This is a genomic window from Streptomyces milbemycinicus (assembly GCF_002154605.1).
In the GTDB taxonomy this organism is placed as follows: domain Bacteria; phylum Actinomycetota; class Actinomycetes; order Streptomycetales; family Streptomycetaceae; genus Streptomyces; species Streptomyces milbemycinicus.
The window spans coordinates 1-14945 of sequence record NZ_MUNE01000010.1 but is presented as its reverse complement, the minus strand read 5'-3'; the positions used below and the strand labels follow the sequence as shown (position 1 = coordinate 14945).

Genomic DNA, 14945 nt, shown 5'->3' with positions numbered 1-14945 from the left:
GGACAGGGCTGGGGGCGGGGCTCTGGCTGCTCATAACGCGTTGAGATTACCTTGCGGTCCGGGGCTCGTCAGTGCCGCTCGGGCTTGGCGCTGCGCGACATCAGCTCTTTCAGCGCCACCAGAGGCGGTTTGCCGTCGTGGACGATGCTCACCACTGTCTCGGTGATCGGCATGTCGACGTCGTGCCGCCGGGCGAGATCGAGCACGGACTCACACGACTTGACGCCCTCCGCGGTCTGCTTGGTGGCCGCGATGGTCTCTTCCAGGGTCATGCCCCGGCCGAGGTTGGTGCCGAAGGTGTGGTTGCGGGACAGCGGCGAGGAGCAGGTGGCGACCAGGTCGCCCATGCCCGCCAGGCCCGCGAAGGTGTGCGCGTCGGCGCCCATGGCCAGCCCCAGCCGGGTCGTTTCGGCCAGGCCCCGGGTGATCAGCGACGCCTTGGTGTTGTCGCCGAGCCCCATGCCGTCGGCGATGCCCACGGCGAGCGCGATGACGTTCTTGACCGCGCCGCCGAGCTCACAGCCGACCACGTCGGTGTTGGTGTACGGGCGGAAGTACGGGGTGTGGCAGGCGGCCTGGAGGCGGCGCGCCACGTCCTCGTCGCGGCAGGCGACGACCGAGGCGGCGGGCTGGCGGGCGGCGATCTCCTTGGCCAGGTTGGGTCCGGTGAGCACGGCGACCCGCTCCGGGGACGCCTTGGCGACCTCCTCGATCACCTCGCTCATCCGCTTGGCGGTGCCCAGTTCCACGCCCTTCATCAGGGAGACCAGCACGGTGTCGGCGGGCAGCAGCGGCGCCCACTCGGCGAGGTTGCCGCGCAGCGTCTGGGAGGGCACGGCGAGCACGGTGAACTCGGCGCCGCGGGCCGCCTCCGCCGGGTCGGTGGTGGCCCGCACCGACCGCGGGAGCTCGGTCCCCGGCAGATAGTCGGGGTTGGTGCGGGTGGTGTTGATGGCCTCCACGGGACCGGGCCGACGGCCCCACAGCGTCACCTCGCAGCCCGCGTCGGCGAGCACCATCGCGTAGGCGGTGCCCCAGGAGCCGGTGCCGTAGACGGCGCAGCGCGTCACTTGCTCTCCTCATCGGCCGCGGGGGGGTCCCCGGCGGCGCGGGACGTGCCGGTCCGGTACTCGTAGCGCTCGGCGGGCGCGGGCTCCCCGCGCACCTCGGAGAGGAGTTCGGCGACCGCGGCCATGATGTCGTCGGTGGCCGCCCGCAGCACCTCGGCGGTGGGCTCCTTGCCGTAGTACGCGGACAGGTCCACGGGCGGGCCCGCGTGCACCGTCAGCGTCTTGCGGGGGAAGAACCGGGGCTTCTTGGCGTACGGCGGCAGCGCCTCGTTGGCGCCCCACTGCGCGACGGGGATCACCGGCGCCTTGGTGAGCAGTGCGACGCGCGCCGCGCCGGTCTTGCCGCGCATGGGCCACAGCGCGGGGTCGCGGGTGAGGGTGCCCTCGGGGTAGAAGGCCACGCATTCGCCCTTGTTGACCGCGTCCACAGCGGCCCGGAAGGCGTTGGCCGCGTTGGTGGACTCCCGGTAGACCGGGATCTGGGAGGTCCCGCGCAGGAAGGCGCCGACGAAGCCGCCCTTGAAGACGCCGGCCTTGATGAGGAAGCGCGGCACGCGCCCGCTGTTGTACTGGAAGTGGGCGTACGAGAAGGGATCGAGATGTGAGTTGTGGTTGATGGCGGTGATAAATCCGCCCTGGGCGGGAATGTGCTCCATTCCGCGCCAGTCCCGCTTGAAGAGGACCACGAGCGGCGGTTTCACCAGGACCGCCGCCATGCGGTACCAGAAGCCGATTCTGCGGCCGGACACTCGGAACATCCTCCTCTTGGACCCGCTGACCTGCTGGCTTTGCTGCCGTCCGGGCAGCCGCACAAGTGTCGCCCCAGGTACCCGGTCTGTCGAGGACACCGTAACCCCGCACCTGCCCCGCGCCTTAGGCAGCAGGCGAGAATGAGGCCCGTGGGAAGCGATGGAGCCCGTGTGGCATGGACGCTGGTGGTGCCGCTGAAGCCCTTGTCGCGGGCCAAGAGCAGGCTCGCCGACGCCGCGGGGGACGATCTGCGGCCGGGGCTCGCCCTCGCGTTCGCGCAGGACACGGTGGGTGCCGCGCTGGCGTGCCGGGCCGTGCGCGGCGTGACGGTTGTCACGGACGACCCCCTCGCGGCGCGGGAGCTGTCGGCCCTCGGCGCCCGGATCCTCCCGGACCCGCCGGGCGGCGGTCTGAACGCGGCGCTCGCGCAGGGCGCCCTGGCCGTGCGGCAGCAACTCCCTACGGCCGCTGTGGCGGCTCTGAACGCCGATCTCCCGGCTTTGCGGCCGACGGAGCTCGAGCAGGTGCTCGAGGCCGCCTCGGCCTTTCCACGGGCCTTTCTGGCGGATGCGGCGGGGGTGGGCACGACGCTGCTTGCCGCTGCGCCCGGCGTGGAGCTGTCCCCCGCGTTCGGCGGGCCCTCCCGGGCCCGGCACCGGGCGTCGGGGGCGCGGGAGATACGGCTGCGGGGCGTCGATTCGGTACGGCGTGACGTGGACACGGGCGAGGACCTGCGCGCCGCTCTGGCCTTGGGTGTGGGCCCTCACACCCTCCGGCACCCGTTCCCGGGCCTGCCCCAGCCGCCAGTGCCGTCGCCCCAGAACTGAGCGCCGCACGTCGGCGCCTAGGCTGGCCCCATGCAGGCGACCGCGTACACGTACGACCCCGAGACCCGCGCCGGCAGCGTGCTGCTGGACGACGGGACCCCGTTGCCCTTCGACGCGGCGGCCTTCGACGCCGGGGGGCTGCGGCTGCTGCGGCCCGGGCAGCGGGTGCGGATCGAGGTGGAAGGTCTCGAGGGAACTCCCGAGGGGCGCCGCATCGTCCTGGTGACCCTGCAGACCTTCTGAACGCACCGCGGGCCGGGCCCGTCCAGGGAGCCCGGCCCGACGCGTGACACCGCCGCTGAAAGCCGCTGACCGAAGGGTCAGCGCTTGCGGGCGGTGGTCTTCTTGGCGGTGGTCTTGCGCGCCGGGGCCTTCTTCGCCGGAGCCTTCTTCGCCGTCGCCTTCTTGGTGGCTGCCGCCTTCTTGGCCGTGGCCTTCGCGGGCGCCTTCTTGGCGGCCGCCGCCTTCGCGGGGGCCTTCTTGGCGGCCGCCTTCTTCGCGGCGGGGGCCGCCTTCTTCGCCGCGGCCTTCTTGGCCGCCGCCTTCTTCGCCGCCACCTGGAGGCTGCCCTTGGGGGCCTTCTTCACGGCCACCTCGCCGCCCCGGGGGAGCTTCTTCGACCCGCTCACCAGGTCCTTGAACCCCTGACCCGCGCGGAAACGGGGCACCGAGGTCTTCTTGACCCGGACCCGCTCCCCGGTCTGCGGGTTGCGGGCGTAGCGGGCCGGACGCTCGACCTTCTCGAACGAGCCGAATCCGGTGACCGAAACTCGCTCCCCGGAGACGACCGCACGGACCATCGCGTCCAGTACCGCGTCGACCGCTTCGGCAGCCTGCTGCCGGCCGCCGAGCTTGTCGGCAATCGCTTCTACGAGCTGCGCCTTGTTCACGTCTTCCCCTTCGGAGACATTGCCAGAACGAATGTGTTCAAGCTTTTTCGCACGTTAGGCAGATATATACCGCAAATCAAACACGAAACGGGCTAATCACCCTTGTGCCGCAACGCACTCGGATGTCATGGACTTCCGTCGGAGTCAGGATCTTGGGGGAAACGTCCCTCGTCGAGGTCGTTCATCAACCGCTCCAGACGCCGCGCCGCGTCCGCGAGATCGTGTTTCGCCGCAGCCGTGATGACCAGCAGCTTCCGGGACAGCGCCATCCGTACGCCCTCCGGGACTTGCAGTGAGCGCACCCTTGTGTGCGCTTCCTTGAGCCGGTCCGCGACAAGCCCGTAGAGCTCGAGTTGGCCGTCGCGTTCCATGCACTGATTGTGCCATCTGAGGCGAGTTGTCGCTTCAGGGGGCCTCAACATGCCGATGCGCCGCCGGTCCGAGGACTGGCGACGCATCGTGTCAAACATGCTCTGTACAGGGAAGACCCGGGGGGCTCAGACCTCAACCGTGCTCGGCTTGAAGGTCGGCCGCAGCGCCTCGTACGCGGTGATGTCGGCCTCCTGCCGGAGGGTGAGACTGATGTCATCCAGCCCCTCCAGGAGCCGCCATCGGGCGTTCTCGTCAAGCTCAAAATCAGCCGTGATGCCCTCGGCTCGAACCTGGCGGTCGACCAGGTCCACGGTGATCTCGGCCGACGGGTCGGTCTCGATCAGTTTCCACAGCCGGTCCACGGTCTCCTGCGGCAGCACCACCGTCAGGAGGCCGTTCTTGAGGGAGTTGCCGCGGAAGATATCGGCGAAGCGCGAGGAGATCACGGCCTTGAAGCCGTAGTTCTGGAGCGCCCACACCGCGTGCTCACGCGAGGAGCCGGTGCCGAAGTCGGGGCCGGCGACCAGCACGGTCGCGCCCTTGTGCTCGGGCCGGTTGAGCACGAAGTCCGCGTCCTTGCGCCAGGCCTCGAACAGCCCGTCCTCGAAGCCGTCGCGGGTGACCTTCTTGAGCCAGTGCGCGGGAATGATCTGGTCGGTGTCGACGTTGCTGCGGCGCAGCGGGACGGCCCGGCCGGTGTGCGTGGTGAATGCTTCCATGTCTGCTCAGGCCCCCACGGGAACGGTTGCGTCGGCGTCGGACAGGTCGGCGGGCGAGGCCAGATGGCCGAGGACCGCGGTGGCGGCGGCCACCTGCGGGGAGACCAGGTGGGTGCGGCCGCCCTTGCCCTGCCGGCCCTCGAAGTTGCGGTTGGAGGTGGACGCCGACCGCTCGCCGGGCGCCAGCTGGTCCGGGTTCATGCCCAGGCACATCGAACAGCCCGCGTGCCGCCACTCGGCGCCGGACGCGGTGAACACCTTGTCCAGCCCCTCCTCCACGGCCTGCAGGGCGACCCGTACGGAGCCGGGGACGACCAGCATCCGCACCCCGTCGGCCACCGAACGGCCGGACAGGACCGAGGCGGCGGAGCGCAGGTCCTCGATGCGGCCGTTGGTGCAGGAGCCGACGAAGACGGTGTCGACCTTGATGTCCCGCAGCGCCTGACCAGCCGTCAGACCCATGTACTCCAGGGCCTTCTCGGCGGCGAACTGCTCGCTGGCGTCCTCGAAGGTGGCGGGGTCGGGGACGCTGGCCGACAGCGGCGCGCCCTGGCCCGGGTTGGTGCCCCAGGTGACGAACGGCGCGAGCTCTGCGGCGTCGATGACCACCTCGCGGTCGAAGACCGCGTCGTCGTCGGTGCGCAGCGTGCGCCAGTACTCCACGGCGGCGTCCCAGTCGGCGCCCTGAGGAGCGTGGGCGCGTCCCTTCAGGTACGCGAAGGTGGTCTCGTCCGGGGCGATCATGCCCGCCCGGGCACCGGCCTCGATGGACATGTTGCAGACGGTCATCCGGGCTTCCATCGACAGCTTCTCGACGGCGGAGCCCCGGTACTCGATCACATAGCCCTGGCCGCCACCGGTGCCGATCTTCGCGATGATCGCCAGGATCAGGTCCTTGGCCGTGACGTCCTCGGGCAGCTCGCCCTCGACCGTGATCGCCATGGTCTTGAACGGCGCGAGCGGCAGCGTCTGGGTGGCCAGCACATGCTCGACCTGGCTGGTGCCGATGCCGAACGCGAGCGCGCCGAAGGCTCCATGGGTGGAGGTGTGGCTGTCACCGCAGACGACGGTGGTGCCGGGCTGGGTCAGTCCCAGCTGGGGGCCCACCACGTGGACGACGCCCTGCTCGACATCGCCGAGCGGGTGCAGCCGCACGCCGAACTCCGCGCAGTTCTTGCGCAGCGTCTCCAACTGGGCCCGGGAGACGGGGTCGGCGATCGGCTTGTCGATGTCCAGGGTGGGGGTGTTGTGGTCCTCGGTCGCGATGGTGAGGTCGGTGCGACGGACCCGGCGGCCGGCCTTGCGGAGGCCGTCGAAGGCCTGCGGGCTGGTCACCTCGTGGAGCAGGTGCAGATCGATGAAGAGCAGGTCGGGCTCGCCTTCGGCGCGCCGGACGACGTGGTCGTCCCAGACCTTCTCCGCGAGTGTCCGTCCCATCGCTTTCCCTCCGGCCGGCAACGTCGCCGGCCCTGCTCGTGTGTACTGCGCACCCTGGTCTGCGGGCCCGCCATTACAGAGTGGCGCGTTGCCTCGTAAAATGAACTTGCGTTTCATACTGTGAGACGCGAATATCGTTTCATGGACAACTCTAGTGGCGTCGGCGTTCTCGACAAGGCGGCTCTGGTATTGAGCGCTCTGGAGTCCGGTCCGGCCACCCTCGCCGGGCTGGTCGGGGCGACCGGTCTCGCGCGCCCCACGGCGCACCGGCTCGCCGTAGCACTCGAGCACCACCGGATGGTGGCGCGCGACATGCAGGGACGCTTCATCCTCGGCCCGCGCCTGGCCGAGCTGGCCGCCTCGGCGGGCGAGGACCGCCTGCTCGCCACCGCGGGCCCGGTGCTCACCCATCTGCGGGACGTGACCGGGGAGAGCGCGCAGCTCTACCGGCGCCAGGGCGATATGCGCATCTGCGTCGCCGCGGCGGAGCGGCTGTCCGGACTGCGGGACACCGTGCCCGTGGGCTCGACCCTGCCCATGAAGGCCGGCTCCGCGGCCCAGATCCTGATGGCCTGGGAAGAGCCGGAGCGGCTGCACCGCGGGCTCCAGGGGGCCCGCTTCACGGCGACCGCGCTGTCGGGCGTACGGCGGCGCGGCTGGGCCCAGTCGATCGGCGAGCGGGAGCCCGGCGTGGCCTCGGTCTCTGCGCCCGTACGAGGCCCCTCCAACCGCGTCGTCGCGGCGGTCTCGGTCTCCGGCCCGATCGAGCGGCTCACCCGGCACCCGGGGCGGATGCACGCCCAGGCGATCATCGACGCGGCCGCGCGCCTGACGGACGCCCTCCGCCGGGGCGCCTGAAGAGCACGCACAGTCACGCGCCCTTCAGGTTCAGCCGGTCGGCCGCCCGGTCACCGCGGCGGCCGACCGGGATGACGCCGAGCGCCTTGGCCAGGCCGAACTCCGGCATGTTGATGTAGACGGACTCGTGCGCACCGGCCGGGACGACGAAGGTCTCGTGCCAGAAGCCGACCTTGCCCCGGCCCTCCCGCAGCCGCCGGTTGAACGCGGCCCAGGCCGGCCGGTGCTCCTTGTCCTGGTCCACGGCGTACGCCAGCAGCTTCTCGTGCGACTCCCAGTACTGGACCAGGTAGATGACCCGGGGCGGGCCGAACAGCAGGTGGTAGCCCATCATGCCGCTCTCCTTGTCCCGCGACAGCTCGCGCAGCATCCGCGGCATCGCCCGGAACACCGGCCACCAGCTGCGCAGCGACCGGAGGCGGTTGATCCGCATACCGATCATGAAGACGGTCACCCCGCCCTCGGCGTCGGCGGTCATGCGCCCGGCTATCGGCTTGGCACCCATGGCGATCCCCTCATCCCTCGTAAGGCGGTAATCTTGGATAGTGGCGCTACCCAATAGTTGGATAGTGCCACTCTCCAACCAGGAAGGCAAGTGGATGCGTCTCAAGGAGTTGAGCGAGCGCAGCGGGGTGTCCACCGCGACGATCAAGTACTACCTGCGCGAGCGGCTGCTGCCGCCGGGCGAGCGCGTCAGCGCCACCCAGGCCGAGTACGGCGAGGAGCATCTGCGCAGACTGCGGCTGGTGCGGGCACTGATCCAGGTGGGCCGGGTGCCGGTGGCCACGGCCCGCGAGGTGCTGGAGACCGCCGAGGACGAGTCGCTGTCCCAGAACACCCGGATGGGGGCCGCGGTCTGGGCGCTGCCGCACGGCCCCGAGCCCGCCGAGGACGACCCCGAGACCGAGGAGGCCCGCCGCCAGGTCGACGCCCTGCTGGAGCGGCTGGGTTGGACGTACGGCCAGGAGCTCGGCGACACCTCCCCCGCGTACGGAATGCTGGTGGCGGCCATCGCCTCACTGGCCCGGCTCGGCTATCCGCACGAGACCGACCACCTGCTGCTGCACGCCCGCCTGGCCGCCGAACTGGCCGTCGCGGACCTGGATCTGGTCGAGAAGTACGGCGGCTCCCCCACGGAGCGGATCGAGGCGGTCGTCGCGCTGACGGTGCTGTACGAGCCGGTGCTGCTGGCCCTGCGGCGGCTCGCCGAGACCGAGGAGTCCGGCCGCCGCTTCACGGATTGATTCCGGGCACAAGAAAGCCCCCCGTGAAAAACACGGAGGGCTTTCGGAAATGTACCCCCGACCGGATTCGAACCGGCGCTACCGCCTTGAGAGGGCGGCGTGCTAGGCCGCTACACAACGGGGGCTTGAGTACTGCGCTGGGCTACCAGGACTCGAACCTAGACTAAATGAACCAGAATCACTCGTGCTGCCAATTACACCATAGCCCATGGTATAGACCAGTACCCCCGACCGGATTCGAACCGGCGCTACCGCCTTGAGAGGGCGGCGTGCTAGGCCGCTACACAACGGGGGCCCCAGCGATCTCCATCTTCGGAAAGACGAAAGAGATCCGTACCCCCGACCGGATTCGAACCGGCGCTACTGCCTTGAGAGGGCAGCGTGCTAGGCCGCTACACAACGGGGGCTTGATCCTGCTGATCAAGGGATTTCCGGTAAAACCGGGAGAATCCCTTGCTGGGGTACCAGGACTCGAACCTAGACTAAGTGAACCAGAATCACTCGTGCTGCCAATTACACCATACCCCACCAAAACGCCACCCTTTTGGGGGTTTTGTCTGGCTTGCACCCCGGTCCGGCCTGTCGGCCCGCCCGAGCGGCGCAGGAAGAACATTACCCGATGGTGGACGGGCCACCAAAACGAGTATCGCCGTGCCACAGACGGCAGAGGCGGCCACCGGGACCCGGTGACCGCCCCCTCACGCGCATGGAGAGCGCGAGGAGTCGCCTACGCCGTCAGCTTCGCCAGCGCCGCGTCGACGCGGGCCAGCGTGCGCTCGCGGCCCAGGACCTCCAGGGACTCGAACAGCGGCAGACCGACCGTGCGCCCGGTGACGGCGACGCGCACCGGCGCCTGGGCCTTGCCCAGCTTGAGGCCGTGCTCCTCACCGGCCGCCAGGACCGCGGCCTTCAGGGTCTCGGCGTCCCACTCGGCCTCGGCGAGCCGGGTACGGACCGAGGCGAGCAGCGCGTCCGCGCCCGGCTTCATCGCCTTCGTCCAGGACGCCTCGTCCTCCACCGGCTCGTCGAGGAAGAGGAAGTCCACGTTCGCGGTGATGTCGGACAGGACCGTCAGCCGGGTCTGGGCCAGCGGGGCCAGCGCCTCGAAGGCGGCCGAGTCGAAGGCCTCCGGGGCCCAGGGCGCATGCGGCGCCTTGAGCCAGGGCCCGCACGCCTCGATGAACGCCTTCACATCCAACTGCCGGATGTGGTCGGCGTTGATCGCCTCGGCCTTCTTGAGGTCGAAGCGCGCCGGGTTGGCGTTCACCTGGGCGATGTCGAACGCGGCGACCAGCTCGTCCATCGAGAACACGTCCCGGTCCGGCGCCAGCGACCAGCCCAGCAGGGAGAGGTAGTTGAGCAGGCCCTCGGGGAGGAAGCCGCGCTCGCGGTAGAGGTTGAGCGAGGCCTGCGGGTCGCGCTTGGAGAGCTTCTTGTTGCCCTCGCCCATCACATACGGCAGATGACCGAAGGCGGGCACGGTGCCGCCTCCGACGCCGATCTCGGCGAGGGCGCGGTAGAGCGCGATCTGGCGCGGGGTGGAGGACAGCAGGTCCTCGCCGCGCAGCACATGGGTGATCTCCATCAGCGCGTCGTCAACCGGGTTGACGAGCGTATAGAGGGGGGCGCCGTTGGCCCGGACGATCCCGTAGTCCGTCACGTTCTCCGGCGTGAACGTGAGCTCGCCGCGCACCAGGTCGGTGAAGGTGATCGGCTCGTCGGGCATCCGGAAGCGCACGATGGACGAGCGGCCCTCGGCCTCGTACGCGGCGCGCTGCTCGGCGGTCAGGGTGCGGCACTTGCCGTCGTAGCCGGAGGGCCGGCCGGCCTTACGGGCCTCCTCGCGGCGCTCCTCCAGCTCCTCGGCGGTGCAGTAGCAGCGGTACGCGTGGCCGCTCTCCTGCAGCCGCTCCGCGACGTCCCGGTAGAGGTCCATGCGCTGCGACTGGCGGTACGGGGCGTGCGGGCCGCCGATCTCCGGGCCCTCGTCCCAGTCGAGGCCCAGCCAGCGCATCGCGTCCAGGAGCTGCTGGTACGACTCCTCGGAGTCGCGGGCGGCGTCGGTGTCCTCGATACGGAAGACCAGGGTGCCGCCGTGGTGCCGGGCGAAGGCCCAGTTGAACAGGGCGGTGCGGACCAGGCCGACATGGGGGTTGCCGGTCGGCGAGGGACAGAAACGTACCCGCACGGGAGCGGAGGGGGTTGCGCTAGCCACGCTTGATCACCTTGTTGGTGAGAGTGCCGATGCCTTCGATGGTGACGGCGACCTCGTCGCCGACGCTGAGCGGTCCGACGCCCGCCGGGGTGCCGGTGAGGACGACGTCGCCGGGGAGCAGCGTCATCGCCTCGGTGATGTGCACGATCAGGTCCTCGATCGGGCGCACCATCTCACTCGTGCGGCCCAGCTGGCGCTGTTGGCCGTTGACGGTGCAGCCGATGCCCAGGCCCGCGCTGATGTCGGCGGGGTCGATGCCGGTCTCCACCCAGGGTCCGAGCGGGCAGGAGGTGTCGAAGCCCTTGGCCCGGGCCCACTGCTTCTCGCGCTTTTGGACATCGCGCGCGGTGACGTCGTTGGCGCAGGTGTAGCCGAGGATCACGTCCTTGACGCGCTCCCTGGGCACCTCCTTGCACATCCGGCCGATGACCACGGCCAGCTCGGCCTCGTGGTGCACCTCCTGGGAGAAGGAGGGGTAGACGATCGGGTCGCCGGGGCCGACCACGGAGGTGGACGGCTTGAAGAAGGCGACCGGGACGTCGGGGACCTCATTGCCCAGTTCGGCGGCGTGCTCGGCGTAGTTGCGGCCGATTGCGACGATCTTGTTGGGCAGGACGGGCGGCAGCAGCCGGACCTCGCTCAGCGGGACCGTCCGGCCCGAACGCTCGAATTCGGCGAAGGGGTGGCCTTTGATGATGTCGATCACAGGGCCGTCCTGGGCGGACGGTCCGTCCTCGACCACGCCGAAGGCGACGTTGCCGTCGATGGAGAACCTGGCAATGCGCACGGGAAGCTGCTGCCTCTTCACTGGACTCGCTGGAGACTGACGGTCCAGGCTATCGCTCCGCGACCCGCGCGCCTCTGCCCATTTTGTCCGCGACCGGTCCTCCGATGCCCGCAGGTGACCGCCGGCTCAGCTGTTGGGCGCCTTGGTCAGGATGGTGCGCTTGGGGTTGGCGGTCTGCGTCGGGAGTTCGACGGGGTGCTCCGGGCGCTCCTCGGCCGCGGTCTGCAGCTCGCCGGCGTCCTTCAGATGCGCCAGGGTGGTGCGCCGCGGGTTGGCTATGGTGCGGAACATCATCGTCGTCTTCACGTGAGTCATGCCTCGTGTTGTTGTCGTTTTGACCGGCTGTGTAAAGCGTCAGGCTAGAGGCCCCTTTGCCCACCTATCCGGGAAAGAAGTCGCGATCGGCTTGTGAGTTTCCTCACGACTCCTCGGGCAAATGCCGCATTAAAGGCGCTCGCCCCAAGCTCTCGAAACGGATATTTCCGCCCCGAAGCTGACGTTCCGATCTTGATCATCGCCACCCGGACACGCGCTGTTTGCGGGCAACTCGCAGGAAAAAGTCCGTTATCGCCGAGATGACTTTCTACGTCCGGTAATAAATCCCGTACTGAGCGTCACACCCTTCACAGCCTTTTCACTTGCCCTTGTTGCAGCATCCGGCACTGTGCTGGAATTCCCGGGACCGCCGCGGACACAACCGGCGCGCAGGGGGTGCCAGGAGAAGGAGACGCCGAGCGGCGGTGGCTCCTCTTCTTCGACTACGGAAGGATGCGCGCCGGTCACTCACGACCGCCAGGGGGGCCTGACCGTCCCCCACGACTCGACACCGCTTCACCGCACATCCGGTGAAGCGCCTGGTCCAGAGGTTGCGACGCTAGTGCAGGGACGTTTCAAGAGGGAAGGTAAGGGGTCTCCCCAGGCCCTCCAGGGCCGAGGGGATGGCTCGGCGGACCCGGGGCCGCGCGGTGAGACCGACCGCGGCTCCTCACCCCCGCGCGCCCAAGTCACGGGACGGGCCCCGGCCGACCATCAGGGTCCGGAGTCCGCTACACAGACCGGCGGTGCCGCACCGGCCGCCCAGCCCAAGTCGAAGAGCCCCAGCGGACCTGGTACCAGGCTCGCCCTGCGCAACTGGCGCATCAGCACCCGGCTGGTCTCACTGCTGGCCCTCCCCGTGGTCGCCGCGACCACCCTGGGGGCGCTGCGGATCAACAGCTCGCTGGACAACATCGAGCAGCTCGACCGCATGAAGCTGCTGACCGAGATGACCCAGCAGGCCACCCAGCTGGCGAACGCCCTCCAGGAGGAGCGCGACAAGTCGGCGGCGCCGCTGGCGGGCAAGGGCAACGCCAAGGACGACCGAGTCGTCGCGACCCGCGAGAAGACCGACCGCGAGGTGGCGGCGTTCAACCAGGCCACCCAGGACCTCGATCCCGGGGACAAGGCGCTGGCGGGCGTGCAGTCCACGCTCGTGGACATCAGCAAACAGCTCGGCAATATCAGCCAGATCCGCGACTCCGCCTATCAGGACGATCAGTACTACTCACTGACCGCCCAGGACTACAACGAACTGATCGACTCACTGCTGCTGCTGTCCCAGGACATGGCCCAGGCCACCAGCAACAGCGACATGATCAACAATACCCGTGCGCTGGCCACCTTCTCCTCCGCCAAGGAGTACGCCTCGATCCAGCGCGCGCTCATCAGCGCCGCGCTCGCCGATCCCAAGGGCCCCGAGTTCTCCGCCAACGACCGCCGCTTCGCCAGGACCGCGGTCGACAAGGAGGAGGAGGCGCTGCGGCGGTTCAACCAGATCCGCGACGGCGACTCCGAGGATCTGCTGGAGCCGCTGGACAGCCGCGCCGACATCAAATCGGCGACCCTGTACGCCGACCGCGCCGTGCGCGACCCCCGAGGGCTCCAGGCCGAGAAGCGCTCCGCCATCGACTGGTACGACCAGGACACCGTCAAGATCGACGAGATGGCCCGGATCGAGCAGACGCTGCTGGGCGAGATGAAGCAGAAGGCGCGTGATCTACGCGCGGAAGCCCAGCAGGACGCGATCCTCAACGGTGCCCTGATCCTGCTGGTCCTCGGCGTCACACTGGTCGGCGCGTTCGTCGTCGCCCGGTCCATGGTCCGCTCGCTGCGCCGGCTGCAGGACACCGCCCAGGAAGTCGCCCAGAAGCGGCTGCCGGAGCTGGTCAAGCAGCTGTCCGAGTCCGACCCGCAGGACGTGGACATCTCCGTCGAGTCCGTCGGCGTGCACAGCCGGGACGAGATCGGCAAGGTGGCCACGGCCTTCGACGACGTGCACCGCGAGGCGGTCCGGCTGGCCGCCGAGCAGGCGCTGCTGCGGGGCAACGTCAACGCGATGTTCACCAACCTCTCGCGCCGCAGCCAGGGCCTCATCCAGCGCCAGCTCTCGCTGATCTCCGAGCTGGAGAGCCGCGAGGCCGACCCGGACCAGCTGTCCTCGCTCTTCAAGCTGGACCACCTCGCGACCCGTATGCGCCGTAACGGCGAGAACCTGCTGGTCCTCGCGGGCGAGGAGCCCGGCCGCCGGTGGACCCGACCGGTCCCGCTGGTCGACGTGTTGCGCGCGGCGGCGTCCGAGGTGGAGCAGTACGAGCGCATCGAGCTCAGCTCCGTGCCCACCAACGAGGTGGCCGGCCGGGTCGTCAACGACCTGGTGCACCTGCTCGCCGAGCTGCTGGAGAACGCGACCTCGTTCTCCTCCCCGCAGACCAAGGTCAAGGTCACCGGTCACGCGCTGCCCGACGGCCGGGTGCTGGTCGAGATCCACGACACCGGCATCGGGCTCTCCCCCGAGGACCTGGCGGCGATCAACGAGCGGCTGGCCAGCCCGCCCACGGTCGATGTGTCGGTCTCCCGGCGCATGGGCCTGTTCGTGGTCGGCCGGCTGTCGCTGCGCCACGGAATCCGCATCCAGCTGCGGCCGTCCGACTCGGGCGGCACCACGGCGCTGGTCATGCTGCCGGTGGACGTCGCCCACGGCGGCCGCAAGCCGGGCGCTCCGACGCCGGGCAACGCGGGCCAGGGTGGTCCGGGCGGCCCCGGTGGCCCCGGCGGTCCCGGCGCCCCCGGTGGCGGCTCGGCCGGAATGCTGGGCTCCCTGCCGTCGCGGCGGCAGGTCCCCGGCTCCGGTTCGCGGGCCGCGCTGCCCGGCAGCGGGCTGCCCACCCGCCCCGTCGGCGCGGGCGCTTCGGGTGCCGCCCCCTCTGGCCCCAACCTCTTCGAGGGCGGCAACAACCGGCCCTCCGGCCAGAACAACGCCCCGGCGGGCCCGCCCGGAGACTTCGCCGGGCGTCCCCCGCTCCCCTCGCGCGGCGATGCGCGCGGCGACGGCCCGACCGTGGCCCCGCCGACCGGCGCTCCGATGCGCCCGGACTCCGCCGGTGACCAGGGCGGCCGTCCGCAGCTGCCGACGCGCGGCGCGGCGCCCGAGCTCCCCGGCCCCCAGGAGCCGGGCACCAGCTGGGGTGCGCGCCGGTCGGGCGAGGACGACTGGCCGACCACGCGCGAGGCGATGGACGCGCCCCGTGGGCACGAGGAGAACGACACCACCGGTCCGTTCGCCCGGCCCCAGCTGGGCCAGTCGCCGAGCGTGTTCGAGCCGCGGCGCGGCCCCGGTGACACGGGCGAGTTCGCGCTGCCGGGCCAGGGCGACGGCGGCCGCGACCCGCTGGCGAGCCGCGGCCCGGGTGACACCGGCCAGTTCGCCCGGCCCGAGCTGGGCCAGGGTCCTGGCGACA

The 14945-nt window shown here is 70.2% G+C and carries 15 protein-coding genes and 5 tRNA genes; 5 read left to right on the top strand and 15 right to left on the bottom strand.

Features of this window, described 5'->3' with window-relative positions; all coding sequences use genetic code 11:
* Window positions 1-68: 68 nt before the first annotated feature.
* Together CCN51_RS00850 and CCN51_RS00845 are read right to left on the bottom strand one after the other, a co-directional pair.
* Complete coding sequence (locus tag CCN51_RS00850) at window positions 69-1070, bottom strand: NAD(P)H-dependent glycerol-3-phosphate dehydrogenase (RefSeq protein ID WP_014176099.1); 1002 nt, start codon at window positions 1068-1070, stop codon at window positions 69-71.
* Window positions 1067-1819: a lysophospholipid acyltransferase family protein gene (locus CCN51_RS00845; RefSeq protein WP_014176100.1), complete on the bottom strand. Its 753-nt coding sequence runs from the start codon at window positions 1817-1819 to the stop codon at window positions 1067-1069. The genes CCN51_RS00850 and CCN51_RS00845 overlap by 4 nt, the downstream gene beginning before the upstream one ends.
* 171 nt (window positions 1820-1990) lie before the next feature.
* On the opposite strand from CCN51_RS00845, the gene cofC reads away from it, so the two are divergent.
* Together cofC and CCN51_RS00835 are read left to right on the top strand one after the other, a co-directional pair.
* Complete coding sequence (cofC, locus tag CCN51_RS00840) at window positions 1991-2647, top strand: 2-phospho-L-lactate guanylyltransferase (RefSeq protein WP_014176101.1); 657 nt, start codon at window positions 1991-1993, stop codon at window positions 2645-2647.
* Between the two features lie 30 nt (window positions 2648-2677).
* Window positions 2678-2890: a hypothetical protein gene (locus CCN51_RS00835; protein WP_014176102.1), complete on the top strand. Its 213-nt coding sequence runs from the start codon at window positions 2678-2680 to the stop codon at window positions 2888-2890.
* Between the two features lie 77 nt (window positions 2891-2967).
* On the opposite strand, the gene CCN51_RS00830 is transcribed toward CCN51_RS00835, so the two are convergent.
* From CCN51_RS00830 to leuC, 4 genes are all read right to left on the bottom strand, one after another.
* Entirely contained in the window at window positions 2968-3537 is a 570-nt protein-coding gene (locus CCN51_RS00830) for an HU family DNA-binding protein (protein WP_014176103.1), read from the bottom strand.
* Window positions 3538-3662: 125 nt separating this feature from the next.
* Window positions 3663-3908, bottom strand: a complete 246-nt coding sequence (locus CCN51_RS00825) for an SCO5555 family protein (RefSeq protein WP_014176104.1) — start codon at window positions 3906-3908, stop codon at window positions 3663-3665.
* 126 nt (window positions 3909-4034) lie between these two features.
* Window positions 4035-4628: a 3-isopropylmalate dehydratase small subunit gene (leuD, locus tag CCN51_RS00820; protein ID WP_014176105.1), complete on the bottom strand. Its 594-nt coding sequence runs from the start codon at window positions 4626-4628 to the stop codon at window positions 4035-4037.
* Window positions 4629-4634: 6 nt separating this feature from the next.
* Window positions 4635-6065, bottom strand: a complete 1431-nt coding sequence (gene leuC / locus CCN51_RS00815) for a 3-isopropylmalate dehydratase large subunit (protein ID WP_014176106.1) — start codon at window positions 6063-6065, stop codon at window positions 4635-4637.
* A 141-nt stretch (window positions 6066-6206) separates the two neighbouring features.
* Here leuC and ndgR point away from each other — a divergent pair, with 141 nt between their 5' ends.
* On the top strand, window positions 6207-6923 hold the full coding sequence (ndgR, locus tag CCN51_RS00810) for an IclR family transcriptional regulator NdgR (protein ID WP_043486665.1): 717 nt from the start codon (window positions 6207-6209) through the stop codon (window positions 6921-6923).
* Window positions 6924-6936: 13 nt separating this feature from the next.
* Here ndgR and CCN51_RS00805 read toward each other — a convergent pair whose 3' ends face one another.
* On the bottom strand, window positions 6937-7428 hold the full coding sequence (locus CCN51_RS00805) for a DUF4188 domain-containing protein (RefSeq protein WP_014176108.1): 492 nt from the start codon (window positions 7426-7428) through the stop codon (window positions 6937-6939).
* Between the two features lie 94 nt (window positions 7429-7522).
* On the opposite strand from CCN51_RS00805, the gene CCN51_RS00800 reads away from it, so the two are divergent.
* Entirely contained in the window at window positions 7523-8167 is a 645-nt protein-coding gene (locus CCN51_RS00800; protein WP_086859169.1) for a MerR family transcriptional regulator, read from the top strand.
* A gap of 52 nt (window positions 8168-8219) precedes the next feature.
* Here the strand turns inward: CCN51_RS00800 and CCN51_RS00795 are convergent.
* The 8 genes from CCN51_RS00795 to CCN51_RS00760 all read right to left on the bottom strand — a co-directional run bounded on the left by CCN51_RS00795 (window position 8220) and on the right by CCN51_RS00760 (window position 11475).
* Window positions 8220-8292: transfer RNA gene (locus CCN51_RS00795), tRNA-Glu, on the bottom strand.
* Between the two features lie 12 nt (window positions 8293-8304).
* Window positions 8305-8376 (bottom strand) — tRNA-Gln (locus CCN51_RS00790).
* 13 nt (window positions 8377-8389) lie between these two features.
* Window positions 8390-8462: transfer RNA gene (locus CCN51_RS00785), tRNA-Glu, on the bottom strand.
* 39 nt (window positions 8463-8501) lie between these two features.
* Window positions 8502-8574: transfer RNA gene (locus tag CCN51_RS00780), tRNA-Glu, on the bottom strand.
* A 49-nt stretch (window positions 8575-8623) separates the two neighbouring features.
* Window positions 8624-8695 (bottom strand) — tRNA-Gln (locus tag CCN51_RS00775).
* A gap of 199 nt (window positions 8696-8894) precedes the next feature.
* Complete coding sequence (gltX, locus tag CCN51_RS00770; protein ID WP_043486667.1) at window positions 8895-10382, bottom strand: glutamate--tRNA ligase; 1488 nt, start codon at window positions 10380-10382, stop codon at window positions 8895-8897.
* Window positions 10375-11169, bottom strand: a complete 795-nt coding sequence (locus CCN51_RS00765) for a fumarylacetoacetate hydrolase family protein (RefSeq protein ID WP_014176111.1) — start codon at window positions 11167-11169, stop codon at window positions 10375-10377. Before CCN51_RS00765 ends, gltX begins: the two co-directional genes overlap by 8 nt.
* 126 nt (window positions 11170-11295) lie before the next feature.
* Window positions 11296-11475, bottom strand: coding sequence for a hypothetical protein (locus CCN51_RS00760; protein ID WP_014176112.1), 180 nt, complete (start codon window positions 11473-11475; stop codon window positions 11296-11298).
* 571 nt (window positions 11476-12046) lie between these two features.
* On the opposite strand from CCN51_RS00760, the gene CCN51_RS00755 reads away from it, so the two are divergent.
* Window positions 12047-14945, top strand: a 2899-nt coding sequence (locus CCN51_RS00755) for a nitrate- and nitrite sensing domain-containing protein (protein WP_245881555.1), incomplete at its 3' end; no start/stop codon positions are given.

Coding starts and splice junctions, on each gene's coding strand:
- CCN51_RS00835 (WP_014176102.1), top strand. CDS start 2,678: ATGCAGGCGACCGCGTACACGTACGACCCCGAGACCCGCGCCGGCAGC.
- CCN51_RS00800 (WP_086859169.1), top strand. CDS start 7,523: ATGCGTCTCAAGGAGTTGAGCGAGCGCAGCGGGGTGTCCACCGCGACG.
- ndgR (WP_043486665.1), top strand. CDS start 6,207: ATGGACAACTCTAGTGGCGTCGGCGTTCTCGACAAGGCGGCTCTGGTA.
- leuD (WP_014176105.1), bottom strand. CDS start 4,628: ATGGAAGCATTCACCACGCACACCGGCCGGGCCGTCCCGCTGCGCCGC.
- CCN51_RS00805 (WP_014176108.1), bottom strand. CDS start 7,428: ATGGGTGCCAAGCCGATAGCCGGGCGCATGACCGCCGACGCCGAGGGC.
- leuC (WP_014176106.1), bottom strand. CDS start 6,065: ATGGGACGGACACTCGCGGAGAAGGTCTGGGACGACCACGTCGTCCGG.
- CCN51_RS00825 (WP_014176104.1), bottom strand. CDS start 3,908: ATGGAACGCGACGGCCAACTCGAGCTCTACGGGCTTGTCGCGGACCGG.